Genomic DNA, 22,847 nt, shown 5'->3' on the forward strand with positions numbered 1-22,847 from the left:
TTGGATAAAGCATTACGCGAGTAAACTCGCATATTTATTGTGGCTCACTCCGTCTGGACAGGTGGCTCACGTTACACTGGACAGGCGGCTCTGCCGCACAAGAATATTCATGTATTGGGAGTTATTTCTAATATTATTATTGTGGGACATCTGCAAAAGGCAAATAGACAGGCAGTGCATAAAATTGCCAAACTTGAATCAGAGAAAGAGCAGCAGGAGAAAATAGGGGAACTTAATGCGACGACAGTTGCCCTTTCTGATATTTATACAGGGGTATTTCTAATTAACCTTGTAACAGATACTTTTGTACCTATAAAAGCAGAAGATGCAGTTATTAAAATTCTTGATGGTTACTCATCTTCTCAACAGGCTATTTCCATAGCAATAAAAAAGACCGCAAATGTGAAAAATCAGCAAGATATATTAAAATTTGTTGATTTAAATACGCTGCCACAGCGTATGGATTCGCAACGATATTTAAGTAAGGAGTACAGAGGTGTTTTTTCCGGCTGGGTGAGGGGAAGTTTTGTTGAGGTTTCAAGAGATGACAGAGGTAGCTTGACACAAGTACTCTACACATATCAAGTTATTGATGAAGAAAAGAAAAAAGAACTTGAACAGCAAGAAATGCTCCGTAAGGCAGTGATTGCAGCAGATACTGCAAATCGGGCGAAATCTAAATTCCTTCTTAATATGAGTCATGATATTCGCACACCACTCAATGGAATTATTGGTCTATTGAAAATCAATGTGGCACATAGTGATGATGAGAAACTTGTACGTGAAAATTACAAAAAGATGGAAAAGGCGGCAAATCACTTATTGTCCTTGATTAATGATGTTTTACAGATGAGTAAATTAGAGGATGGAAGAGAAGAATTCTCATCAGAATTGGTCTGTTTATCTGATGTTTTTTGTGATATTTAGGCTATTATAGAAGGAAATGCCTCGGATAAGGAAATTTCATGGGATTTTTCAGGAGATGTTGCTTTTGTACATCCGTATGTCATAGCAAGTCCGTTGCATTTGCGACAAATATTCTTGAATATATATGGAAACAGTATTAAATTTACAAATCCTGGTGGAAAAATTTCAACAAAACAGGAATGTATAGAGGAAAAGGATAATGTGATTACTTATCGCTGGACAATTTCTGATACAGGAATTGGCATGAGTGAAGAATTTCTGCAACATATTTTTGAACCTTTTTCACAAGAACAAGCGGATGCCCGCAGCGTTTATCATGGAACCGGACTTGGTATGTCTATTGTGAAAAAACTGGTTGATAAAATGGGTGGTATGATTTCTGTTACCAGTGAAATTGGAAAGGGATCAACCTTTGTAATTGAACTGCCTTTTGAGATAGCATCTGCACCAGAAAAAGCTAAGAAGGAAGAGACTGATAAGAAGAATAATATTCATGGTTTGAATCTTATGTTAGTCGAGGACAATGAGTTGAATGCCGAGATTGCAGAAATGCTTTTGGAAGATGAAGGTGCAATTATTACAATGGCCAATGATGGGCAGCAGGCTGTTGAATTATTCAATAATAATCCAGTGGGAACATTCGATGCAATTCTTATGGATATCATGATGCCGGTAATGGATGGACTAGCAGCTACTAAAGCGATTCGATCATTAAATCGACCAGATGCAGGCACAGTTCCGATCATTGCAATGACCGCCAATGCTTTTGAGGAAGATGTACAGAAATGTTTAGATGTAGGAATGAATGCACATTTAGCAAAACCTTTGGATATTGAAAAAGTGAAAAAAACTATTTGTGAACAGATAAAAATAGATTGTATAAAAAATAATAAATGTCTGTGATTGCTTTGCTATTAAATTGACACAGGTTTGCTGTAGAGTATAATTACTGTTACAGACACTGAAAAATATAAAAACGGAGGTATCGTATGAAGGCACATAAATACTGGTCACTAGGAGCGTTAATTACAATGCTTGGTACTTTTTATACAGGACAAAAAGGTTCAAAATCAAATCATAAATATTTTGCAGTGGGTTCTCTTTTGTGCATGATAATGGCTATATATACAGGGCATAAAATGATTTCCGGAAATAGGAAAGCAAAGGTTAATAAAGAGAAAGCGGCAAAGACGGAGGAGTAAAGAATGCTTGAAGTAGGAATAAAGGCACCAGATTTTGAGTTACCAGATCAGAATGGAAAAATCCATAGATTATCCGATTATGCAGGAAAGAAAGTGATTTTATATTTTTATCCAAAGGACAATACAGCAGGATGTACGAAGCAGGCATGTGGTTTTTCAGAAAGATATCCTCAATTCATGGAAAAGGGGGTGGTCATTCTTGGGGTTAGTAAAGATTCCGTAGCATCTCATAAAAGATTTGAAGAAAAATACGGACTTGCATTTACACTTTTAGCTGATCCGGAACGTAAAGTTATTGAAGCGTATGATGTCTGGAAAGAAAAGAAAAACTATGGAAAAGTTTCTATGGGTGTGGTAAGAACTACATATCTTATTGATGAGTGTGGAATCATTATAAAAGCAAATGATAAAGTCAGGGCGGCGAATGATCCTGAAAACATGCTTAAGGAATTGGCATAATGAAGATTATATTATCACCTGCAAAAAAAATGATTACCGATACAGATAGTATAGCACCAGTTGGACTGCCAGAATTTATTGACAGGACAGCAGAGATATTGAACTGGATGAAAAGCAGATCAAAAGAAGAATTAAAAGCTATCTGGAAATGTAATGACAAGATTGCAGAACAAAATTTCAACAGATTAGAAAATATGGATCTTTATAATATGCTTACACCGGCTGTTTTATCGTATGAGGGAATCGCATTTCAGTATATGGCACCATCTGTGTTTGAAAACCAGCAGTTTGATTATATACAAAATCATTTGAGGATACTGTCTGCGTTTTATGGTGTTCTAAAACCGATGGATGGTGTGACCCCTTATCGCCTGGAGATGCAGGCGAAAGCTGAAATAGAAGATACAAAAAATCTATATGACTATTGGGGTGAAAGATTATATCGTTCAGTGCTTGATGACAGCAGGATTATCATTAATCTTGCATCAAAAGAATACTCGAAATGTATAGAAAAATATTTATCAGATAAAGACAAATATATTACGGTTACGTTTTGTGAACAATCAGGGGATAAACTGGTAACAAAAGGTACATATGCTAAGATGGCTCGTGGTGAGATGGTCAGATATATGGCAGAAAAAGAAATTGAAAATCCTGCAGACGTACAAACGTTTGACAGACTTGGATACAATTTTAGAAGAGATTTATCATCTGAAATGGAATATGTTTTTGAACGAAAAATTATGGAATAAGATTGTGCGAAAAAGGGATATTTACAAAGTGCTATCATCATTTTAAAAATAGTAATTATTACTAATTTAATGTTGACATTTTAAAACTTCTGATATATACTTCTAATTAAGAACAAATCCTAATAAGGAGGACAAATGACTAACAGAAGAAATACAATTCAGAAAGATCTTGTGAAAAATGCCGTATATGAAATGAAAAGGCATGTTACAGCAAATGAAGTATATGAATTTCTAAAGATGGAATATCCTACCATTGGAAAAGGAACGGTATATAGAAATCTTGATATACTGTCAGAAGAAGGGGCTCTGAGAAAGGTTGAAGTGCCAGATGGAGCAAACCGGTTCGATATCACATTGAAAAATCATTATCATGTGAGATGCATAAAATGTGGTGAGGTATCGGATGTAGATATGGAGGAAATACCGGATTTAATGAAAAGAATTCATGATACGCATGGAATTGATTTTTTGGAATATGATATTTCCTTTAAAGGCATTTGTCCGAGATGCAGGGAGAAGATGAAGGAGGAGCAGAATGGATAAAAAAGCAATGTATAAGCTGAGTTATGGATTATTTGTACTGACTGCCAGAGAAGCCCAAAAGGATAATGGCTGTATCATTAACACTGCGATCCAGGCGGCATCGGAACCAAATCAATTAAGTATCTGTGTAAATAAGGCAAATTATACACATGAAATGATCCAAAGGACCGGAAAATTCACAGTGTCAGTATTAAGCCAGAGTGCCCAGTTTGAATTATTTAAACATTTTGGTTTTCAATCCGGGCGGGATATGAATAAGTTTGAAATATTTGAAAAATGTGCAAGGGGCGAAAATGGCATTTACTATATCACAGAAGGAACAAATGCGTATATTTCTGTAAGTGTTAATAAAACAGAAGATCTGGGTTCCCATACGATGTTTATTGGCGAAATAACAGATATGGAAGTCTTAAGTGATATCCCTTCTGTAACATATGAGTATTATCAGAATCACATAAAACCTAAGCCACAGGCAGTAGGAAAAACAGAAGATGGTCAGACAATATGGCGCTGCAGGATCTGTGGATATGAGTATGTAGGAGAAGAATTACCGGATGATTTTGTATGTCCTTTGTGCAAACATCCGGCATCAGATTTTGAAAAAGTGATAAAGAAAGCGGAGGTAAAGGAAATGGCAGTAAACAAATACGCAGGAACACAGACAGAGAAAAATTTACAGGAGGCATTTGCAGGAGAGTCACAGGCAAGAAATAAATATACTTATTTTGCTTCTGTTGCAAAAAAGGAAGGCTATGAGCAGATGTCAGCATTGTTCTTAAAAACAGCCGATAATGAGAAAGAACATGCAAAAATGTGGTTCAAGGAGCTGGCTGGAATTGGTGACACAAAAGAAAATTTAGCTGCTGCTGCAGAAGGTGAAAACTACGAGTGGACAGATATGTATGAAGGATTTGCCAAAACAGCAGAGGAAGAAGGTTTTCCGGAACTTGCTGCAAAATTCAGAGCGGTAGGAGAGATTGAGAAACATCATGAAGAAAGATACCGTGCACTTCTTAAAAATATCGAAACTGCACAGGTATTTGAAAAGAGTGAAGTGAAAGTTTGGGAATGCCGTAACTGCGGACATATTGTAGTAGGAACAAAAGCACCGGAAGTATGCCCGGTATGCAATCACCCGCAGAGTTATTTTGAAGTACATGCAGAAAATTATTAATGTGAATTGCAGATATGAATATGGGTATGTCTGTTATACGATACAATGAGGAACGGAAATGAACAAACTGAAAATATTATCCGGAGCACAATTAAAGTATATCGCATTTACAACTATGCTCATAGATCATGTAAATAAGGCTCTGATTTATCCTAATTTGAATGGAGGAATATTGCTTGTGATAAGTGATATTTTTGACATATTAGGAAGAATAGCTTTCCCGATCTTTATATTTTTATTGATAGAAGGTTATTTCAGAACGACAAACAGGTGGAAATATTTAGGTATGCTTCTTTTGTTTGGAATAATCTCAGAAATTCCATATGACATGTTTACAACGGCATCCTATTTTGAGCCAAATGGAAATAATATTATGTTCACATTGGCTTTGGTACTCGTTATCATTTGGATCATAGATACATTAAAAGAAAAAATAGGAGTACGCTGGCGTATATTATGGTATTTCATTTCCGCTGTAATCGTGGGAGCCGGATGCCTGAGTGCGATGATATTGGGATTGGATTATGAGTATCATGCAGTCTTAATTGGGTATTTTTTATATATTTTTCATGAAAAACCTGTTTGGGCAATTCCATTTTGCTTTTTGGCTATGTATAAAGAACCGTGGGCATTATTGGGATTTGGATTAACCCTTACATATAATGGAGAACGGGGAAGGCAGAATAAGATTGTAAATTATTTGTTTTATCCAGTACATCTCTTCGTTCTGGGTATGATAAAAATGTATTTTGGATTTTAATAATACTTAAGAAAATCAGAATTAGGAGGATTAACTAATGAAATACGTATGTGATGTTTGCGGATGGGAGTATGATGAAGAGGAAGGATATCCAGAAGGTGGTATCGCACCGGGAACAAAATGGGAAGATGTTCTGGAAGATTTTGAATGTCCGTTATGTTCCGTAGGAAAAGATCAGTTCTCAGAAGTATAAATAAATTATGATGGGATTATATCAATGAAAAAAGAGCAACTTGCTATAGATATTGTCGGACTGGCAGGAGCCTGCTCATATGCCTTGGATTGTATTGAAGCAGAACTGGTAAATATCAAAAATAAACATGGGAAAAGAGTTGCATATATAAGTGTGCGTATGGCTGAATACTGGGCAATCCAAAGTGATGCGCTGCAAGATTTAGCCATATGTGCATTGTTACATGATAACGCTCTGACACAATATATTTCTGAAGAATTGAAAAATAATTCGGATATTGATTTATCAGAAGAAAAACGAATCTCCATTGCATTTATGGTGAGAAAAATATTTCAAAAATTCCATTTAAAACAGATGTTTCAAATGTCATATTATATCACCATGAACATGCTGATGGAACGGGTCCATTTCAGAAGACATGGCAGGAAACACCATTATTTGCAAGAATTATTCATCTTGCTGATATGATTGATATCATTGGAAACAGTAAGGATTTTAATGAGCAGAGATGGGACTTTATATGCCAGTATCTTTCAAAAAACAAGGATCGGTTATTTGATTCCGAATGTGTGGATGCTTTTCTTAAAGCATTCTCAAAAGAATCCTTCCAGGATTTAAGGGATGATTCTTTTGAATCAGAGCTATGGAAAATCATCCCAAGGGAAAAACAAGATCTTGACTGGGAAACGTGTAAAAATGTTGCAGATTTCTTTGCAAAGATTGTAGATTATAAATCGCCTTTTACCAGTATGCATTCTATAGGGGTGGCTGAAAAAGCGGCTCTCTTTTCCAAATACATAGGGTTTGATTCAATAAGTGTACAGAAAATGTATCTGGCAGGTGCTTTGCACGATATCGGAAAAATGGCAATTGGTAATGAAATTTTGGAAAAACCGGATAAACTTACGGATGATGAATTTTCAAAAATGAAAAATCATGCTGGTTATACATATCTCATATTGTCGGAAGTTAATGATTTTGAGGAAATACGAGACTGGGCGGCTCTTCATCATGAAAAGTTAAATGGAAAAGGATATCCTTTTGGAAAAACTGCTGATGAATTAAATGAGCCAGAACGTATTATGGCGTGCATTGATATTTATCAGGCACTTACCGAAGACAGACCTTATAAGAAGGGTTTGTCACATGACAAAGCGTGTGGGATACTTGATGATATGGCACAGAAAGGCTTTGTTGATTCTGATATTTCAAACAAGATTAGAGAGTGCTTCAAATAAGCGTGTTAAAGCGTGTGATTTTATTCAATAAAATTGCAATTTATACTTAATCTGACAAATTTGAAATACAATATAAAATAGAGTGTATGGAAAATTTCATATGCTCTATTTTTTTGCCCATTTTTGGGAAAAAGTGATTAAAAAACTATTGACATTTTGTTACTGGAAAAACTGCCAAATCTATCTTAATTAGCTGTGGTGCCAGATTAGCCCCATTTGATATTGCAGAGCTTCGCGAGCTGACACGATACGATGAGATGGAGCTTGACATGCTGGGAGACCAGAAGACAGCCATGTTTGTCATTATCAGTGATACAGATGACACCTTCAACTTTATTGTTGCTATCATGTACACCCAGCTTTTCAATCTGCTTTGCGATAAAGCAGATGATGAGCATGGAGGAAGATTGCCTTATCATGTCCGTCTGTTGTTGGATGAGTTCAGTAATATCGGGCAGATTCCAAAATTCGACAAGCTGATTGCTACGATCCGAAGCCGCGAAATATCGGCTTCTATTATTTTGCAGTCACAGTCCCAGCTAAAAACAATCTATAAGGATGCGGCAGAAACCATCATAGGCAACTGTGATACGGTCTTATTTCTTGGTGGAAAAGAAAGTTCTACCCTAAAGGAGATATCCGAGACACTGGGGAAAGAGACCATTGATCTGTATAACACATCAGATACCAGAGGGAATAACCGCTCCTATGGACTGAATTATCAGAAGACAGGAAAAGATCTGATGAGCCGGGATGAGCTGGCAGTCATGGATGGCAATAAGTGTATCCTGCAGCTTCGGGGTGTTCGTCCGTTTTTCAGTGACAAATATGATATTACGAAGCACAGAAGGTATAAGGAACTTTCTGATTACAACAGGAAAAATGAGTTCGATATCGAAAAGTATCTGGAACACAAGCTGGTTATTTCCAGGGATACAGCATTTGAAATGCATGAATACGAAATAACGAAAGAAGACATTGCAGCCATAGAGGCTGAGGAAGGAGAACGATATGTGGATTAGAACAATGAGACGCAGGGGGAGAAGTGAATCCCTCTTTGTATTTGAATTTACTTCTATTGAAGAGGATTATATTCCGTTTATCTTTCACATGGAGAAGATTGCAGCATTGATCCCCACGGAAAAGTGTAAAGCATATTGCAAAAAAGCAGTATGGTGTTCCTGCTTTATCTTGTGCATGGAGTAGGATAACTGAGTATGATGAATACCTGAATTATGAAAGAAAGCTTATGGAAGTCATTGATGAAGTACCATTGGATTGGGAATTTTCAAAATGGGTTGAATCTGCCAGACAACAGAAATCTTTAAAGGCCAAATGATTATTTTGGAGGAACAATATGCAAATACATTATTTTCAAAGATATCACTCAAAAGAAAATGTTGATACATCCAACACGATGTTGATGCTATCCCGCTTGTATAATTATAATGCGGATAAATTTTTCTCTATGTTAAATTCACTCATTCTTGGAGGCGATGAAAGTCCGGAAATTACTTTTGATCTGCAGGTGGCCGGAGATGAAAGTGTACCAGATGCTGTAATTAGTCAAAAAAGCTTTAAGATAGTTGTAGAGACTAAATTATATAATCAATTTGATAAACAACAACTTTTGAATCATCTGAAACAATTTGGGACAGAGGATATCAAGGTGTTACTAACCATTGATCCCAAACCAATGAAACGACAATTATTTGATGGAATGTCTGTAGAATTGAAAAAATTCAATTGTGAAAACATGGAAAAACTTATTCATCCTATAAAGCACGTGAATCTTACTTTTGAACAGCTTGTGGAAGCAATGGAAGACGTTATTGATGATAGAGATACGGAGATAGTATCTGTCTTGGACGATTTCAAAAAATATTGTTTTGACGAACAACTAATTCCTGACAGTTATAAATGGATGAGGGCAATTGTGGCAGGAACAACTTTTCAGGATAATATGGATTTGAATTTGTTTTATGATCAGGAATCTCGGAAATATTCAGAACATGGATATGTAGGATTATATAAGGACAAAAGTATTCGAGCGATTGGAAAATTAATAAAGACAATTCTTGCGGTAGAGATCGATGGTAATATGGAATATAAATCTGAAAATGATGATCCTGTAACGCAAGATGAAATGGATCGAATTAATGAAGCAATCTATCGGGCGAAAGACTATGGATACAATCTTCGAACAATCTGTCATAGGTATTTTATGGTTGAAAAGTTTTATCCGATAGATTTTAGAAAAAGCAGTAAGAATCCAATTCAGAAAAGTAAATTCTTTAATCTTGCAGATATGTTTGGATATAATATTATGCCTGATACAAAGAAGATTGCAGAAGATTTAAATGGTAGAACCTGGGAAGAATTTTAGTTTATTTATAGAACATATTTCATTTGTGATGAAGTTTTTAAGGAGTTTTATATGATCGCTGAAATTTATCATAAATTTACTACATATCTGGAGGATAAGTTGACAGGAGATTTTTTTGGAACAATGAGATATTTGCCTTTTAACAGAGGGTTGAACCAGATTTTTAAGAATCATGCGGTTAGCGAAGACCCTCAGGTAAATCAAATTCTGGCTGGCCTTTCGGACGAAGAGTTTGATATTGAGTTCTGGAAACGATCAGAAAATGGTTTAGTCGAGATTGATGGATATATACCCTTATCCAGTGTAGGAATTGGGATTGAAGTAAAATATCAAAGTGGATTATCCGGAGAGAATCAATTAGAGAAGATTTGAAGTTTTTGGAGGTGTGGAATGCAAGAATTGTCAAGAGATAAATATATTAGTGAAATTAAGTATTGTTATGAAAATAGTCGTTGGGAATTTTCATTTTATGCAGTGCTATATTTGTTTTTTTGCCAGTTTAGAAATGAGCAAATTAAGTTAGTACATTGTGCGGATTGGAAATCTCGTGGTGCAAATACTAGTCCGTCTATGATTAAGAATCTTGAAAACTGTTCTATAAAGTTTATTGGTAAGGATGGTAAAGAGCATATTGGTGGAATACCAGATTTTCAATTTGTTCCATCGCAATATTCCTACGAAAAACCTTGCAAAGCAAATGCATTTGTAGAATTCAAATGCCCCCTATTTTCTGATGAAGGTGTCTATGTACCTTTGAAGTATAAGAAGACTCCTGAAATTGAACATGAATTTGAGAAATGTGACAAAATAATATTTACTGATGGAATTTCTTGGTATTTTTTAGAAAAACAGCAGATTGATGTTCCAGAGAATCCAGTTATTCTGGTTGATAATTCTGGTAATTGGAATATTCTAAAAGACAAAATTGCAAATTTTATAAATAGGAATTGAGGAACAACAGAAAATTTGTATCAGTTTATTGAGTAGGTGAAACTTCCAGTTTGTTGATTTTTTAAGAAACAATATATGTTCTGTTTTTAATAATTGTATGAATACCTTTACACCTTCGTATGATTCATTTCATACGGAGGTTTCTTTATGCCCTTTTTCTCATCTTGACATTTTTTTACTGAAACATGTTGTATAAGACCCTCTGAAAAGTTGGATAGATAGAAGGAATTTTATTTGACCTTCTATATTAATGAAATGTGAGGTAATGACATATGGCAGAAAAAAGATGTTATACAGTAAAAGAGTTACAGGAGATCCTTGGTGTCAGCAGACCGACAATATACAACCTTCTGAAGAAAAATGAATTCCGGTGGATCCAGCTGGATGGCGGAAAGTACCGTATTTCCAAAAAGAGCTTTGATGACTGGCTGGATAAACTGCCGGAATCCGCCCACTAATCTCCTATCCGGATAAAAATCGACATCCTAAAATTTTTTGAAAAAGTGCGGTATGGTATGGGAAGAAGGAGGAAAGCTTCATGGATGAGAAGGAAAGAATGAATGCCGAGGAATATGAGGAACTGGTAAAAGAAGTGGAAGCAAACAGCCCATACAAAAGGCTGCGTTCTGCGAAAAAGAAATGGATGAGCGTTTCTGAAATGGGGGCGCTCCTGGGTCTTAAGAAAACGGACCGCTATTGGCTGGTACATAAAAATTATTTTGAGACGAAAGAATTGGCTGGAAAGATGCGGGTCAATATTGAGAGCTTTGAAAAGTGGTATGCAAATCAGATTAAATACCATAAAGTCACCGGCGAAGAACCGGGAAAGGAATTGAAAAAATGGTCCTATTCTGTTCCGGAGCTTGCAGAAATGCTGGAGCTTACGGATGGTGTTGTTTATGACCTGATCAAGCGGAATAATATCGAGGTCGTGATTGTGGATTACTGGAAACGCGTGCCAAAATCTGCATTTCAGAAATGGTATGACGGACAGTCCAGATACCGGACGAAGGAAGACAAAAAGAAGGATGCGGAAATGGAAGCTGCAACTCTCACCATGCCGGAAATGGCCAGACAGTTGGGAATCACCAGACATCAGGTATATAGTATCCTGAATAGTCAAAAGTATAAGCATTTCTTTGAGTTCGTCACAATTGCTGACCGAAAAAGGATCACGAAGGAAAGTTTCCAAAAGTTTTTGGATGGGCAGGATGAATATCATCTGGATCCGGCGAACGATTATGAAGAACTGGCACTGGAAGAAAATGCAGCACTGGCGGATTTTCGGAGCAAGAAACTTGTACAGACCGGGGACCGTGGACGGAATGGCAATCTGCAGTATCTTACCATAGATGAAGCTGCCTTTATGGCAAAGGTCAGCCGGTCCATGATAAATCACTGGTGTACCAAAGGATATTTTCCGGTTGTAAAGGTAAGAACCCATGTGCGGATTAAACGAAAAGAATTTGAAGCGTGGCTGGAAAAGAGAAATACAGAAAGGAGCTGTTAGATTATGGCGTCGATCAGAGAACGAAATGGAAAATTTAATGTGATCTATTCCTATACGGATGCAGACGGAAAACGGAAGCAGAAATGGGAGACTTATGCTACAAAGGCAGAAGCAAAGAAACGTAAGAAAGAAATCGAATATAAAGAAGAAATGGGAAGTTAGCAATAAAACATTACGCGAGTAAACTCGCATAAGATGATTTCCACTTCCCAGACATCTGATTTCCAGATTTCCGGAAGTGCGATTTCATCGCACAAGAATATTCAAATTGTTTTTGGAATTAGGCATTCGTTAAAAAAGGCTGCACACAATTTTGTATGCAGCCGAATCTATATGAAGAGGTGCCTTTTTTCCTCCTTGGCAATGTTATTTTTTGTTATATTTTACATCCAGAAGCGATTGGAAAAGCATCCACGCATGACAGATACAATACCCTGTAGGATCAGGAAAAATCCGATTACCCAGGCCATAGCTGCAATACTTGCAAATGGATGTGTGAATGACAGAAAACCAATCACAGTCAGAAGGATTCCAAGTACTGTAAACCAGCCCCAGCCCTTTACTCCCAGTTTTTGAAGGTCAAAGGAATTAACCAGTTTGGTGATACCTGAAAAAATCAGCCACATTCCTAAAATAAAGGAAATAGTCATTGCTGTAAACCATCCATTTCCCAAAATGAATAAAGACATCAGTACGGTTAGAATGCCGTCAGCAAGAAACCAGCCAGATCCTGCCATATAATCATGACCGGCTGCAAATATCACAATATCTATAATGCCGGAAAACATCATGGCAACTCCAAAGATAATGGGAAGACCATAAAGAATTTTTCCGGGATTCCTCAAACATCCGATCCCGGTTATAATCAGAAAGATTCCGGCTAAAATCCATAATACTCTTGATGTCGTTTTACTCATATCAAAAACCTCTTTTCCGATTGCATTTGGCTTTTAAAACAGGCAGGGGTTTTATTCCCTGCCCGTTTGAGATTAACCTTCGATGGAAATATAATGTGAGTTGTTTTCTACTGCCTTCTGCTCTTTTGGAACAGTAAAGGAAAGAATACCATTTTCAAATTTCGGATGGATGTCTTCTCTCTGAACATTATTTCCTACATAAAAGCTTCTGCTTACATTTCCGGTATAACGCTCGCGGCGGATATATTTTCCTTCCTTATCTTTTTCATCTTTATCCAGACCTTTTGCTGCACTTACAGTTACATAACCGTTTTCAAGCTGGATCTGAATCTCGTCTTTCTTAAATCCAGGAAGATCAATTGCCACTTCGTAAGCGTTGTCTTTTTCCTTCACATCAGTCTTCATGATATGGGGAGCATGTTTTCCATACAATTTTTTATCGATGTCCGGAAAAGCAAAATCATCCATAAAATCATCAAATAAATTTTCTCCAAAAATACTAGGCATTAACATAAGTCATATCTCCTTTCATGACATAAACTAAAGTTTGCACTATCGGAGAAACCCGAAGTGTTGATTTATGAATATCAGGAAGAAAAATCATATTCTCTTTCTTTGTTCTATGTGTAATATAACATATGAATTAGCACTCGTCAATAGAGAGTGCTAATAATTGTGTGAAGATTTTGTGAACTTTGCGAAATAAAATAATTACTGATATTAGATTCAGCGGAATAGATTCCAGATGTTAATCATTAATTAAGAGGAAACAAAAAAGTCGTTTAAAATTAAATGGTGACGAATTATTAAACTTGTGATAGAATGAAAAAAACATTGAAAGAAGCTGAACTAAATGGATACACAAATTGATATCATATTGCAGGGAGGACAATTTAAAAAGCTGTTAGAGGAACAGAGCGTTGAATTACGAGAAAAATATGATATGAAAAGAGCAGAACTGGAGATATTATACTTCCTGTCAAAATGCGGAACACATAATACCTCTACGGATATCCACCATCAGTTGATGATGAACCGTGGACATATTTCGCAGGCAGTTGACAGTCTCTGCAGGAGAAATTATCTTATTGCGATACCGGATAAGAATGATAGAAGATATATTCATTATGAAATATCTGATTATGCGAAGGATCTGGTAACAGAAATGACGAAGAGAAGGGAAGCAATGAACGGGATGATTTTAAAAGGTGTGTCGGAAGAAGAATTGAAGGTTTTTCGGGAAGTATCGGAAAAAATCAGGAAAAATATAAGTGAATTAATTTAGATGATCAAAAGATGCAAAGTAATGGTTAAGGTGCTTCGCATCTTTTTTAAATTATTTTGGAAACCTATTGACAAGAGAAATACAGGTGATATAATACTTTAAAAATAAATAATTTAAAAATAAAACATGTTTCGCGAGAAACATATTTTTTGCGAAACACGATGGCACTCAACAAGCAAGAGTGCTAACAAAAGAAAGGCAGGTTATTCATATGAAATTAAAACCATTGGGTGACAAAGTAGTTCTTCAGTATCAGGATGTTGAAGAAAAGACAGAATCAGGAATCATTCTGCCAGACAGCGCAAAAGAGAAACCGCAGGAAGCTGTAGTAATTGCAGTTGGTCCGGGAAAATGTAAAGACGGACAGAGGGTTGCCATGCAGGTAAAAGAAGGAGATAAAGTCATTATTTCTGAATACGGCGGCACAGAAGTAAAAATTGGCGACGAAGAATATAAAATTGTAATCCAGGATGACATTCTGGCAATTGTCGAGTAATAGAAACAGTAGAAAGAAGGAAATTATCATGGCAAAAGAGATTAGTTTTGATATTGATGTTCGAAAAAAAATGGAAGCCGGCGTAGACAGACTGGCAGATACAGTAAAGGTAACATTGGGGCCAAAAGGAAGAAATGTTGTACTGGATAAATCTTACGGTGCACCATTAATTACAAACGATGGTGTGACCATTGCAAAAGAGATCGAACTGGAAGATCGTTTTGAAAATATGGGCGCACAGCTTGTAAAAGAGGTGGCTACCAAGACAAACGACATTGCGGGAGATGGAACAACAACAGCTACAGTTCTGGCACAGGCACTTGTAAAAGAAGGAATGAAAAATATCGCAGCAGGTGCAAATGCCATTGTTTTAAGAAAAGGAATGAAGAAGGCAGCAGATGTGGCTGTACAGGCAATTGAAGAAATGAGCCATCCTGTTACTGGGAAGGATCATATTGCAAAAGTAGCTGCAATCTCTTCCGGTAATGAAGAAGTCGGTGAGATGATTGCCGATGCAATGGAAAAAGTCGGAGAGAACGGCGTTATTACGATTGAAGAATCAAAGACCATGAAGACGGAGATCGACGTAGTCGAAGGTATGCAGTTCGATAATGGATATCTTTCCGGATACATGTGTGATGATAAAGAAAAAATGATCGCCAACATGGAGGATCCTTATATCCTCATGACTGATAAGAAGATTTCAAATATCCAGGACATCCTTCCCATTTTGGAAAATGTGATGAGAGAGAGGAAAGAACTCCTCATCATTGCAGAAGATGTGGAGGGAGAGGCACTTACCACATTGATTGTCAACAGACTGAGAGGTACCCTGAAGGTCGTTGCTGTAAAGGCACCGGGATATGGTGACAGCAGAAAGGCAATGCTTGAAGATATCGCAACACTTACCGGCGGTCAGGTGATCATGGAAGATCTTGGCCTTGAACTTAAAGATACCACGATGGATATGCTTGGCCGTGCAAAATCTGTAAAGGTTACAAAGGAAAATACCACGATCGTAGACGGTGCCGGGAACAAGGAAGACATTGATGCACGCATCGCCAGCCTGAAGAGACAGATGGCTGAAACAACATCCGATTTTGATAAAGATAAACTCATGGACCGTATCGCGAAGATGGGCGGAGGCGTTGCAGTGATCCGTGTCGGCGCGGCAACAGAAACAGAAATGAAAGAGGCTAAATACCGCATGGAAGATGCCATGAACGCAACAAAAGCAGCCGTATCGGAAGGCATTATCTGCGGTGGCGGATCTGCATATATCCATGCACAGAAAAAGGTAGAGGAACTGTTAGCAGCCCTGGAGGGTGATGAGAAGACCGGAGCCAGAATCGTAGCAAAGGCACTGGAAGCACCACTGTATACGATTGTGGAAAATGCAGGTCTGGAAGGCCCGGTTATCGTAGACAAGGTAAAGAAGAGTGAGCCTGGCATGGGATTTGATGCAGCCTCAGAAACCTTTGTGGATATGATGAAACAGGGTATTATTGATCCGGTGAAGGTAACAAAGAATGCATTAATGAATGCGGTAAGTGTGGCAGCTACACTTCTTACTACAGAAGCTGCGGTAGCGGACATTAAGGAAAATACACCTGCGCCGCAGCCACAGCCGGAAATGTATTAAAGAGAACAGGTAAAATCAAATCATTGGCGAGCAACAAAATGGGGAGATGGCTGGTACATCTCCTCTTTTTGTTCGCTTCTGTTTTTATGTGAAATGAGGTCCATTATGAAATATGCAGTTATATATCAGTCAAAAAGTGGCAATACACGTTTAATAGCAGAAAAGATCTATGGTGCTTTAAATACAGAGGATAAAACAATTGTAGATATTGATACAGAGCAGGATATACCTGCGGCGGATGTCTATCTGATCGGGTTTGGAATTCATGGTTATTCCTGCAGCATGGATATCTCAGATGTATTTGAGCAGATTACAGGCGGAAAATATGCAGTGTTCGTTACCTGCGGTTATGTGCCGACAGACCAATATAAAGAAAAGCTTGAAAAAAATCTTGAAGTCTGGTACCCGGACGAGGGAGAGTATCTGGGAATGTTTCTCTGTCAGGGGAATGTGGAGTCTGATAGAAGGAAAATTATGATCAGCCAGATGCCAAGTAAAGAAAAAGAGATGCAGCAGATGTTTCGACTGGGAAATACCCATCCGGATGAAGAAGATCTGGAAAATGCGGTTGATTTTGCCATTAAAATTCAGGCAGAAATTGGGGATTAAATAAGAAAATAACATGTATTGATGTAAATAAAAAGAGAGGAGCGGTTGAAGATGCCAGAGCAGAGAGAAATATTGAATGCAAATGAAATCAGAAAGTTTACAAATGAATTAACCTATCGTCGGTATCTGATGAACAAAGGAAAAATACAGGAACTGTTTCGTAAAATGACACTTCAGGAGTATATTGCTTTGTATACTATAGAATCTGAGAGAGAAAATTCTCCAAATAATAATGGGAGAACGTATTTAAAGGATTTATCAGAAAAGATGCAGCTGACAATACGGCAGACATCAAAAATGGTAGAAAAGCTGAAAGATCGTGGACTGGTACTGTGGTCTTATGAAGGAAGCGGAAGTGAAGGAACATATGTGACTGTTACAGAAACGGGACAGAAACTGTTTAAGGGTCAGGAAATGATTCTGAGAGAATGCTATGGAAAAGTGATCAACAAATTCGGAAAAGATAATTTGATCATGTTATTAAAAATGATGAAACAACTGGATAACCTGATGTGCAGCGAAATAAAAGGGATGGGAGAGGTCGATTCGTATGGGAGAGCTGATGAAGCGGATGAATGATTATGCTGTGCAGAATGAAGCTATCTGCCGGAAAAATGATCATATTGATCCTAGATTGTATGAAGAGTTTGGTGTTAACCGGGGGCTGCGGGATGAAAATGGAAAAGGTGTGCTTACCGGTTTGACTAAGATTTCCCGTATTGTATCATCATGTGTGAAAGATGGAGAAAAAGTACCTTGTGACGGGGAATTGTGGTATCGTGGATATAAGGTAGAAAAATTGATTGGCAATCTTGGAGAAGAACAGCTTGGTTTTGAAAAGATCGCTTATCTTCTGTTGATGGGGGAATTGCCTTCAGAAGATGAAGAAAAAAAGTTCCGGGAAGTGATTGGCACATGCAGAACGCTTCCAACGAACTTTACCAGAGATGTTATTATGAAGGCACCATCTGAGGATATTATGAATTCAATGACAAGAAGTATTCTGACACTGGCTGCTTATGATAAAAAGGCAAAAGACATCAGCGTCAGTAATTCGTTGCGGCAGTGCATCCAACTGATTAGTGAATTTCCACTCCTTGCTGTATATGCATATCATGCCTATAATCATTACGAAAAAAACCAGAGTATGTATATCCATAATCCGGATCCGAAACTGTCTACAGCTGAGAATCTTCTAATGATGCTCAGGCATGATCAGAAATACACACCGGTTGAAGCGAAAGTTCTGGATACTTCATTGATTCTTCATATGGAACATGGCGGCGGAAATAATTCTACTTTTACAACCAGAGTGGTGACCTCTTCCGGTTCAGATACATATTCAACAATTGCTGCCGCTATGTCATCTTTGAAGGGACCGAAGCATGGCGGCGCAAACAAAAAAGTTGTGGAGATGATGGATAATATACGGGAAAATGTAAAGGATTTTTCTGATAAAGAAGAAATATCAGCATATCTTATGAAGATAATTGACAAACAGGTATTTGACAAAAAAGGGTTGATTTACGGAATGGGACATGCGGTGTATACATTGTCGGATCCAAGAGAAAGAGTATTTAAAAAATATGTGGAAGCGCTGGCAAGAGAGAAAGGCCGGGAGAGCGATCTCCAGCTCTATGAGAATGTTGAAGTGATTGCACCTAAACTGATTGCAGAAAACAGAAATACTATAAAACGAGTGAGCCCGAATGTGGACTTTTACAGCGGATTTGTATATGACATGCTAGGCATTCCACGTGAATTATATACTGCGATTTTTGCAGTAGCGAGGGTAGTCGGGTGGAGTGCGCATCGTATGGAAGAACTGATCTGCACAGATAAGATTATCCGTCCGGCTTATATGAGTGTTATGGAGGAAAAAGAAAAATGTTAGAAAAACTGGCAGGACCCATTATAGGGGCATTGATTGGATACTGTACTAATTATATCGCTGTCAAAATGCTGTTTTATCCTAAACAGGAAGTCAGAATCTTTGGACGAAAACTTCCTTTTACTCCGGGGGCAATTCCTAAAGGAAAGCCAAGGCTTGCCAGAGCAATCGGAATTATTGTGGCGGACGATCTTCTAACGGAAGATGATATTAAACAGAAAATGATTTCTTTGGAAACAGAAAATGCTGTTGTGGATCAGATTGTTCAGGGATTATCTGTTGATCTTCATACCTGTGTTTCAAAAGTATGTTCGTCCGAGTTGAATTATGAAGAGATAAAAAACAGATTGATTTCTGAACTGTCCAGCCAGATCCTTGATTCTGTTCAACATATGAATCTGGATAATCTTATTGTTCAGGAAGCCGGAAAAGCTGTTAAAGCCAAAACAAAGGGCTCCATGTTGGAAATGTTTCTGAATGATGAAATGCTTAATTCCCTGATACAGCCTGTTGGAGGAGAAATAGTAAAGTATATTAATGAAAAAGGACCAGATTTTATAAAGGAAGAACTGGAAACTAAAATTGATACGTTAGGAGAACAATCTGTCATAGATCTCTGTAACCATATGAATATTTCGGAAGGAGCTGTTCGAAAAATAGTAGCAGATTTTTATCACAAATCAATTGATTCTGTCATCGGAAAGCCGATCGGTAATTTGAATATTGCAGAAATTATCGAAGATAAAATCAATGCTATGAATGTAGATAGTCTGGAGAAACTGGTGCTGACTGTGATGAAAAAAGAATTGGATACAATTGTAAATCTTGGGGCTTTAGTAGGTGCAGTTTTAGGAGTTTTAAATATTATTATATAATTTCTTATGTAAAGAAGATAATGATTGTAAACTAAGTTTTCATGGATGAATGAAAAGATATATATGATATAGCACAAATAGGACAAGAGGACAACAGGAATTTACTGTGTAGTTGTGATTGTATTGATGAACACTGTTTGGGAAACGAAAGAATGAATATGTATCTACCAGTACCATCAGAGATATCCATAAACTTCTCCGAAGCTGTTTTAAACAGGCTGTCAAATGGGAGCTGATGGAGAAGAATCCTTGTATCTATGCGACCGTACCAAAACATAAAACAAAGAAACGTGAGATTTGGACTGCAGAAACTCTGATGTACGCACTGGAAGTATGTGAGGATGATCGGCTAAAGCTGGCAATGAATCTTTCCTTCTCCTGCTCTCTCCGGATCAGTGAGCTTCTGGGGCTTACCTGGGATTGTGTGGACATCTCGGAGGAAGCAATTGAGGAAAACCGGGCATATCTGTTTATTAATAAGGAATCCCAGCGAGTGAGCAAATCCGCTTTAAAAGAGTTGGATGCAAAAGATGTGCTGCTGATATTTCCGGAAAAAAGCAAGACCAATAAAACAGTCCGTGTTTTGAAAACACCGAAGACAGACAGCAGTGTCCGAAAGGTTTTCCTTCCAAAGTCTGTCGCAAAGATGCTGATCGAGTGGAAAGAAAAACAGGATGAGACAAAGGAAGTTCTTGGAGATGAATACATGGACTATAACCTGGTCATGGCAAGTACGTTTGGTCTTCCTTTGGGGGATGGCGCGATCCGGAAGCCATTAAATCAGTTGATTAAGGACTATGATCTCCCACCGGTTGTTTTCCACAGTCTCAGACACAGCAGTGTTACCTATAAGTTGAAACTGAATGGTGGAGATATTAAGGCTGTCCAGGGAGATTCCGGACATGCCCAGGTCAGCATGGTTACGGATGTATATTCCCACATCCTGGATGATGACCGGAAGAAAAATGCAGAGCTGTTTGAAGAAGCATTTTATGAGAAAAAAGATCTGGATCCGCAGATGCATCCGAATACATCACAAAACACGGTAGCGGTTCCGGAAGGCGTGGATGCAGAACTGCTTGCAAAGGTTCTTAATAATCCTGAGATGGCGGCACTGCTTGCGTCACTGGCGAAGACGATGAAATAAGGGGATAGATAAAGTAAAACAATTTCAATCATATTCAACAAATCTCCTTCATATGAACAAAAAATGATGGAGATAATTATGAAATGAAGGAGATTCTGGGAAAATGGTGCTGGGCCGGCAACTGGATATGTTCGTATTTAAGTTGGCTGTCGTGGTCGAAACACCATAGACAAATTTTCAATAACGGTGTATAGTAATAATAGAAATCTGGTCAATTGAATATTGTTTATCATTCCCGCTTGTAAGGGGATGGTAGCCGGAAGATGATATCTGTCAGTAACAACAGAGCTTTCCCCGGATGTTAGCAGCTGCAAAGAATCTGCTAATTTTCAGGTCTTATCTGGTCTTGACAGAAAGGGTATTCAGATTACCAGAATTTGATTCGAAAATAAAAAAAGTCCTTGATAATAAAAGGCTAAACATATCAGTTCTTGACAGGGATTGACAGAACCACAGAGCTCTCCTAAGCGGAACGCCGGCGGTTCGAGCCCGCCCAGGGACGCCAGTCAACAGCGCGGGAGATGAAAAATCTCCCGCTTTTTTTCTAACCGGATTAGATGTCATCCAAAATCACAGGACATTTTGCTAATCAGAAAAAACGTCACAAAATGACTTTTGGCTAAAAATGGCGCATGTTTTCGTGTTCACCTGTGTATCTGGGTGTAAATCTGTGATAAATCTCCCCTATTGCTGCAGAAATCTGAAATACGATACCTGGAACTGCTATGACGGAAGAAAAGACTTGAGGGCTGATTTCTAAAGACGTTAGAAAATCGGGTGACGAGATTTTAGAATTCTAAAATCAACCACCGAAATTAGAGAAAGCAGCAAACCGGGATTTGGAGGATAGCGTATATGAAATACAAAGGAACGCTTATTGTTGTTAAAGACTGCAACCGTGCTCTAAAGTTTTATCGTGATATGTTTGGGCTTCAACTTCTACAAGACAATGACGGAAATATGGAACTGACGGATCATTTGTATTTGCAGGAGTTGGGTTACTGGGAAGATTTTACGGAAAAACGCATAATTTCAAACAGCAATCAGTCCGAATTATATTTTGAAGAACCCGATATAGAAAAATTTGTGGCACGACTTGAGCTGCTCTACCCCGAAACCGAATATGTCAATCGTCTGATGACACACAGTTGGGGGCAAAAGGTAGTCAGATTTTATGACCCTGACGGAAATCTGATTGAAGTAGGAACACCCGTGTAACACATCTCGACTACTTTCAGTTTGTCGTTCTCCTGAATGACTTAATATCGATATCTTACATAGCCCTGTGGTGACTAATCCTCATCACAGGGCTTTTGTCGTCTCCGGACTTCCCCGGTGACTGATCAAAACTATGGAGGATATCGTGATGAGAAAAAAAGTGAGACGCAAAACCATTCTGATCGATGGGATCAGATACTACGATGACAAGCCGGATACCTGCCGCAAGTGCTTCTTCTGGAAAAACCGCAAGGTCGGCTGTGTGCTTGGTACGCAGAACTGCTACTACCTGGCTGAGGCAGTAAAGACCGAGCAGGAAAAGAAATGTGAGGGCTGCTGTTACGCCAAAGGCCATCCCTGTGTCAGCGCTGTCTGCTACAAGGAATTGGACGCATGGCTCAGAGCAAACCGGGCTAACCGCTCAAAGGAAGAAGGTGCGGCAAATGAGTAAGAAGGATGATGTCTTCCGCAGATATGAGAAGCTGGCGAGGGCTGCAAAGAGAGAAAATCCCGGGAGTGCATCAGAGCATAAACCCGGAAGCTGCGCTCACTGCCTCTACTATCGCCCGGATTTCAAGTATCGCCGGTGCCAGTTCACCAGGTGTCCCTACGGTAAGGATAAGGATGTGTTTCGCAAGAAGCCTCTGAAGCGCGATAAATTCTCCTGAAAGC

27 protein-coding genes and 3 pseudogenes are annotated in these 22,847 nt (G+C 38.1%); 28 read left to right on the plus strand and 2 right to left on the minus strand.

The window, feature by feature from the left end; genetic code table 11:
* Window positions 1-114: 114 nt before the first annotated feature.
* From ACTQ3K_RS08700 to ACTQ3K_RS08780, 17 genes and pseudogenes are all read left to right on the plus strand, one after another.
* On the plus strand, window positions 115-927 hold the full coding sequence (locus ACTQ3K_RS08700) for a sensor histidine kinase (protein WP_441567181.1): 813 nt from the start codon (window positions 115-117) through the stop codon (window positions 925-927).
* Window positions 928-1,026: 99 nt separating this feature from the next.
* Window positions 1,027-1,830 carry an ATP-binding protein gene (locus ACTQ3K_RS08705; RefSeq protein ID WP_441567183.1) on the plus strand — a complete coding sequence of 268 codons (804 nt, stop codon included), beginning with the start codon at window positions 1,027-1,029 and terminating at the stop codon, window positions 1,828-1,830.
* An 86-nt stretch (window positions 1,831-1,916) separates the two neighbouring features.
* Window positions 1,917-2,129 carry a DUF6219 family protein gene (locus ACTQ3K_RS08710; protein WP_279207536.1) on the plus strand — a complete coding sequence of 71 codons (213 nt, stop codon included), beginning with the start codon at window positions 1,917-1,919 and terminating at the stop codon, window positions 2,127-2,129.
* A 3-nt stretch (window positions 2,130-2,132) separates the two neighbouring features.
* The gene (locus ACTQ3K_RS08715; RefSeq protein ID WP_441047713.1) at window positions 2,133-2,588 is read left to right on the plus strand and encodes a peroxiredoxin; all 456 of its coding nucleotides are present in this window, start codon (window positions 2,133-2,135) and stop codon (window positions 2,586-2,588) included.
* The gene (gene yaaA / locus ACTQ3K_RS08720; RefSeq protein ID WP_441053828.1) at window positions 2,588-3,340 is read left to right on the plus strand and encodes a peroxide stress protein YaaA; all 753 of its coding nucleotides are present in this window, start codon (window positions 2,588-2,590) and stop codon (window positions 3,338-3,340) included. The genes ACTQ3K_RS08715 and yaaA overlap by 1 nt, the downstream gene beginning before the upstream one ends.
* A 135-nt stretch (window positions 3,341-3,475) precedes the next feature.
* Window positions 3,476-3,883, plus strand: coding sequence for a Fur family transcriptional regulator (locus tag ACTQ3K_RS08725; protein WP_441567186.1), 408 nt, complete (start codon window positions 3,476-3,478; stop codon window positions 3,881-3,883).
* On the plus strand, window positions 3,876-5,057 hold the full coding sequence (rbr, locus tag ACTQ3K_RS08730) for a rubrerythrin (protein WP_441567188.1): 1,182 nt from the start codon (window positions 3,876-3,878) through the stop codon (window positions 5,055-5,057). The genes ACTQ3K_RS08725 and rbr overlap by 8 nt, the downstream gene beginning before the upstream one ends.
* 58 nt (window positions 5,058-5,115) lie before the next feature.
* Window positions 5,116-5,817 carry a TraX family protein gene (locus ACTQ3K_RS08735; RefSeq protein WP_441567190.1) on the plus strand — a complete coding sequence of 234 codons (702 nt, stop codon included), beginning with the start codon at window positions 5,116-5,118 and terminating at the stop codon, window positions 5,815-5,817.
* A 37-nt stretch (window positions 5,818-5,854) separates the two neighbouring features.
* Window positions 5,855-6,010 carry a rubredoxin gene (locus ACTQ3K_RS08740; protein ID WP_441567192.1) on the plus strand — a complete coding sequence of 52 codons (156 nt, stop codon included), beginning with the start codon at window positions 5,855-5,857 and terminating at the stop codon, window positions 6,008-6,010.
* Between the two features lie 24 nt (window positions 6,011-6,034).
* Window positions 6,035-7,248 (plus strand): annotated as a pseudogene (locus ACTQ3K_RS08745) (HD-GYP domain-containing protein).
* 164 nt (window positions 7,249-7,412) lie between these two features.
* Window positions 7,413-8,270: pseudogene (locus ACTQ3K_RS08750) on the plus strand (VirD4-like conjugal transfer protein, CD1115 family); the annotation flags it as partial.
* A 335-nt stretch (window positions 8,271-8,605) separates the two neighbouring features.
* Window positions 8,606-9,634 (plus strand): hypothetical protein, encoded by a 1,029-nt coding sequence (locus tag ACTQ3K_RS08755; protein ID WP_441567194.1) that lies wholly within the window; start codon window positions 8,606-8,608, stop codon window positions 9,632-9,634.
* 51 nt (window positions 9,635-9,685) lie between these two features.
* The gene (locus ACTQ3K_RS08760) at window positions 9,686-10,006 is read left to right on the plus strand and encodes a hypothetical protein (RefSeq protein ID WP_441567195.1); all 321 of its coding nucleotides are present in this window, start codon (window positions 9,686-9,688) and stop codon (window positions 10,004-10,006) included.
* 18 nt (window positions 10,007-10,024) lie between these two features.
* The gene (locus tag ACTQ3K_RS08765; protein ID WP_441567197.1) at window positions 10,025-10,585 is read left to right on the plus strand and encodes a hypothetical protein; all 561 of its coding nucleotides are present in this window, start codon (window positions 10,025-10,027) and stop codon (window positions 10,583-10,585) included.
* 272 nt (window positions 10,586-10,857) lie between these two features.
* Window positions 10,858-11,043, plus strand: coding sequence for a helix-turn-helix domain-containing protein (locus ACTQ3K_RS08770; RefSeq protein ID WP_441567199.1), 186 nt, complete (start codon window positions 10,858-10,860; stop codon window positions 11,041-11,043).
* 80 nt (window positions 11,044-11,123) lie between these two features.
* The gene (locus ACTQ3K_RS08775) at window positions 11,124-12,095 is read left to right on the plus strand and encodes a helix-turn-helix domain-containing protein (protein ID WP_441567201.1); all 972 of its coding nucleotides are present in this window, start codon (window positions 11,124-11,126) and stop codon (window positions 12,093-12,095) included.
* A 3-nt stretch (window positions 12,096-12,098) separates the two neighbouring features.
* Entirely contained in the window at window positions 12,099-12,257 is a 159-nt protein-coding gene (locus ACTQ3K_RS08780) for a hypothetical protein (RefSeq protein ID WP_441567203.1), read from the plus strand.
* A 221-nt stretch (window positions 12,258-12,478) separates the two neighbouring features.
* Here ACTQ3K_RS08780 and ACTQ3K_RS08785 read toward each other — a convergent pair whose 3' ends face one another.
* Window positions 12,479-13,012, minus strand: coding sequence for an HdeD family acid-resistance protein (locus ACTQ3K_RS08785; RefSeq protein ID WP_154433055.1), 534 nt, complete (start codon window positions 13,010-13,012; stop codon window positions 12,479-12,481).
* Between the two features lie 72 nt (window positions 13,013-13,084).
* Window positions 13,085-13,525, minus strand: coding sequence for an Hsp20/alpha crystallin family protein (locus ACTQ3K_RS08790; RefSeq protein WP_262655201.1), 441 nt, complete (start codon window positions 13,523-13,525; stop codon window positions 13,085-13,087).
* A gap of 340 nt (window positions 13,526-13,865) precedes the next feature.
* Between ACTQ3K_RS08790 and ACTQ3K_RS08795 the strand changes: the two genes are divergently transcribed.
* The 11 genes and pseudogenes from ACTQ3K_RS08795 to ACTQ3K_RS08845 all read left to right on the plus strand — a co-directional run bounded on the left by ACTQ3K_RS08795 (window position 13,866) and on the right by ACTQ3K_RS08845 (window position 22,843).
* A complete protein-coding gene (locus ACTQ3K_RS08795; protein WP_283231170.1) occupies window positions 13,866-14,297 on the plus strand; it encodes a MarR family winged helix-turn-helix transcriptional regulator in 432 nt (143 codons plus the stop codon).
* Between the two features lie 211 nt (window positions 14,298-14,508).
* Window positions 14,509-14,793 (plus strand): co-chaperone GroES, encoded by a 285-nt coding sequence (locus ACTQ3K_RS08800; protein ID WP_154433058.1) that lies wholly within the window; start codon window positions 14,509-14,511, stop codon window positions 14,791-14,793.
* Between the two features lie 28 nt (window positions 14,794-14,821).
* Window positions 14,822-16,435, plus strand: a complete 1,614-nt coding sequence (gene groL, locus ACTQ3K_RS08805) for a chaperonin GroEL (RefSeq protein ID WP_283231171.1) — start codon at window positions 14,822-14,824, stop codon at window positions 16,433-16,435.
* A gap of 105 nt (window positions 16,436-16,540) precedes the next feature.
* On the plus strand, window positions 16,541-17,044 hold the full coding sequence (locus tag ACTQ3K_RS08810; RefSeq protein WP_441567207.1) for a flavodoxin family protein: 504 nt from the start codon (window positions 16,541-16,543) through the stop codon (window positions 17,042-17,044).
* Between the two features lie 51 nt (window positions 17,045-17,095).
* On the plus strand, window positions 17,096-17,623 hold the full coding sequence (locus tag ACTQ3K_RS08815; protein WP_154433061.1) for a MarR family winged helix-turn-helix transcriptional regulator: 528 nt from the start codon (window positions 17,096-17,098) through the stop codon (window positions 17,621-17,623).
* Window positions 17,595-18,938 (plus strand): citrate/2-methylcitrate synthase, encoded by a 1,344-nt coding sequence (locus tag ACTQ3K_RS08820; protein WP_441567209.1) that lies wholly within the window; start codon window positions 17,595-17,597, stop codon window positions 18,936-18,938. Before ACTQ3K_RS08815 ends, ACTQ3K_RS08820 begins: the two co-directional genes overlap by 29 nt.
* Entirely contained in the window at window positions 18,932-19,810 is an 879-nt protein-coding gene (locus ACTQ3K_RS08825; RefSeq protein ID WP_441567211.1) for a DUF445 domain-containing protein, read from the plus strand. Before ACTQ3K_RS08820 ends, ACTQ3K_RS08825 begins: the two co-directional genes overlap by 7 nt.
* 139 nt (window positions 19,811-19,949) lie before the next feature.
* Window positions 19,950-20,957 (plus strand): annotated as a pseudogene (locus ACTQ3K_RS08830) (site-specific integrase); the annotation flags it as partial.
* A gap of 855 nt (window positions 20,958-21,812) precedes the next feature.
* Entirely contained in the window at window positions 21,813-22,175 is a 363-nt protein-coding gene (locus tag ACTQ3K_RS08835) for a VOC family protein (protein WP_349141970.1), read from the plus strand.
* Between the two features lie 148 nt (window positions 22,176-22,323).
* Window positions 22,324-22,626 carry a hypothetical protein gene (locus tag ACTQ3K_RS08840; RefSeq protein ID WP_349141971.1) on the plus strand — a complete coding sequence of 101 codons (303 nt, stop codon included), beginning with the start codon at window positions 22,324-22,326 and terminating at the stop codon, window positions 22,624-22,626.
* Window positions 22,619-22,843 (plus strand): hypothetical protein, encoded by a 225-nt coding sequence (locus tag ACTQ3K_RS08845; RefSeq protein WP_441567213.1) that lies wholly within the window; start codon window positions 22,619-22,621, stop codon window positions 22,841-22,843. Before ACTQ3K_RS08840 ends, ACTQ3K_RS08845 begins: the two co-directional genes overlap by 8 nt.
* Window positions 22,844-22,847: the final 4 nt, after the last annotated feature.

Source organism: Candidatus Paralachnospira sp. LCP21S3_A2 (genome assembly GCF_052118925.1).
In the GTDB taxonomy this organism is placed as follows: domain Bacteria; phylum Bacillota; class Clostridia; order Lachnospirales; family Lachnospiraceae; genus Lientehia.

Excerpts from the sequence above, each read along its gene's own strand:
- ACTQ3K_RS08710 (WP_279207536.1), top strand. The coding sequence starts at position 1,917 with ATGAAGGCACATAAATACTGGTCACTAGGAGCGTTAATTACAATGCTT.
- ACTQ3K_RS08820 (WP_441567209.1), top strand. The coding sequence starts at position 17,595 with ATGGGAGAGCTGATGAAGCGGATGAATGATTATGCTGTGCAGAATGAA.
- ACTQ3K_RS08775 (WP_441567201.1), top strand. The coding sequence starts at position 11,124 with ATGGATGAGAAGGAAAGAATGAATGCCGAGGAATATGAGGAACTGGTA.
- ACTQ3K_RS08735 (WP_441567190.1), top strand. The coding sequence starts at position 5,116 with ATGAACAAACTGAAAATATTATCCGGAGCACAATTAAAGTATATCGCA.
- ACTQ3K_RS08810 (WP_441567207.1), top strand. The coding sequence starts at position 16,541 with ATGAAATATGCAGTTATATATCAGTCAAAAAGTGGCAATACACGTTTA.
- ACTQ3K_RS08755 (WP_441567194.1), top strand. The coding sequence starts at position 8,606 with ATGCAAATACATTATTTTCAAAGATATCACTCAAAAGAAAATGTTGAT.
- ACTQ3K_RS08760 (WP_441567195.1), top strand. The coding sequence starts at position 9,686 with ATGATCGCTGAAATTTATCATAAATTTACTACATATCTGGAGGATAAG.
- groL (WP_283231171.1), top strand. The coding sequence starts at position 14,822 with ATGGCAAAAGAGATTAGTTTTGATATTGATGTTCGAAAAAAAATGGAA.
- ACTQ3K_RS08770 (WP_441567199.1), top strand. The coding sequence starts at position 10,858 with ATGGCAGAAAAAAGATGTTATACAGTAAAAGAGTTACAGGAGATCCTT.
- ACTQ3K_RS08800 (WP_154433058.1), top strand. The coding sequence starts at position 14,509 with ATGAAATTAAAACCATTGGGTGACAAAGTAGTTCTTCAGTATCAGGAT.
- ACTQ3K_RS08790 (WP_262655201.1), bottom strand. The coding sequence starts at position 13,525 with ATGTTAATGCCTAGTATTTTTGGAGAAAATTTATTTGATGATTTTATG.
- ACTQ3K_RS08815 (WP_154433061.1), top strand. The coding sequence starts at position 17,096 with ATGCCAGAGCAGAGAGAAATATTGAATGCAAATGAAATCAGAAAGTTT.
- ACTQ3K_RS08780 (WP_441567203.1), top strand. The coding sequence starts at position 12,099 with ATGGCGTCGATCAGAGAACGAAATGGAAAATTTAATGTGATCTATTCC.
- ACTQ3K_RS08725 (WP_441567186.1), top strand. The coding sequence starts at position 3,476 with ATGACTAACAGAAGAAATACAATTCAGAAAGATCTTGTGAAAAATGCC.
- ACTQ3K_RS08795 (WP_283231170.1), top strand. The coding sequence starts at position 13,866 with ATGGATACACAAATTGATATCATATTGCAGGGAGGACAATTTAAAAAG.
- ACTQ3K_RS08835 (WP_349141970.1), top strand. The coding sequence starts at position 21,813 with ATGAAATACAAAGGAACGCTTATTGTTGTTAAAGACTGCAACCGTGCT.
- ACTQ3K_RS08765 (WP_441567197.1), top strand. The coding sequence starts at position 10,025 with ATGCAAGAATTGTCAAGAGATAAATATATTAGTGAAATTAAGTATTGT.
- ACTQ3K_RS08845 (WP_441567213.1), top strand. The coding sequence starts at position 22,619 with ATGAGTAAGAAGGATGATGTCTTCCGCAGATATGAGAAGCTGGCGAGG.
- yaaA (WP_441053828.1), top strand. The coding sequence starts at position 2,588 with ATGAAGATTATATTATCACCTGCAAAAAAAATGATTACCGATACAGAT.
- rbr (WP_441567188.1), top strand. The coding sequence starts at position 3,876 with ATGGATAAAAAAGCAATGTATAAGCTGAGTTATGGATTATTTGTACTG.
- ACTQ3K_RS08825 (WP_441567211.1), top strand. The coding sequence starts at position 18,932 with ATGTTAGAAAAACTGGCAGGACCCATTATAGGGGCATTGATTGGATAC.
- ACTQ3K_RS08715 (WP_441047713.1), top strand. The coding sequence starts at position 2,133 with ATGCTTGAAGTAGGAATAAAGGCACCAGATTTTGAGTTACCAGATCAG.
- ACTQ3K_RS08840 (WP_349141971.1), top strand. The coding sequence starts at position 22,324 with ATGAGAAAAAAAGTGAGACGCAAAACCATTCTGATCGATGGGATCAGA.
- ACTQ3K_RS08785 (WP_154433055.1), bottom strand. The coding sequence starts at position 13,012 with ATGAGTAAAACGACATCAAGAGTATTATGGATTTTAGCCGGAATCTTT.
- ACTQ3K_RS08740 (WP_441567192.1), top strand. The coding sequence starts at position 5,855 with ATGAAATACGTATGTGATGTTTGCGGATGGGAGTATGATGAAGAGGAA.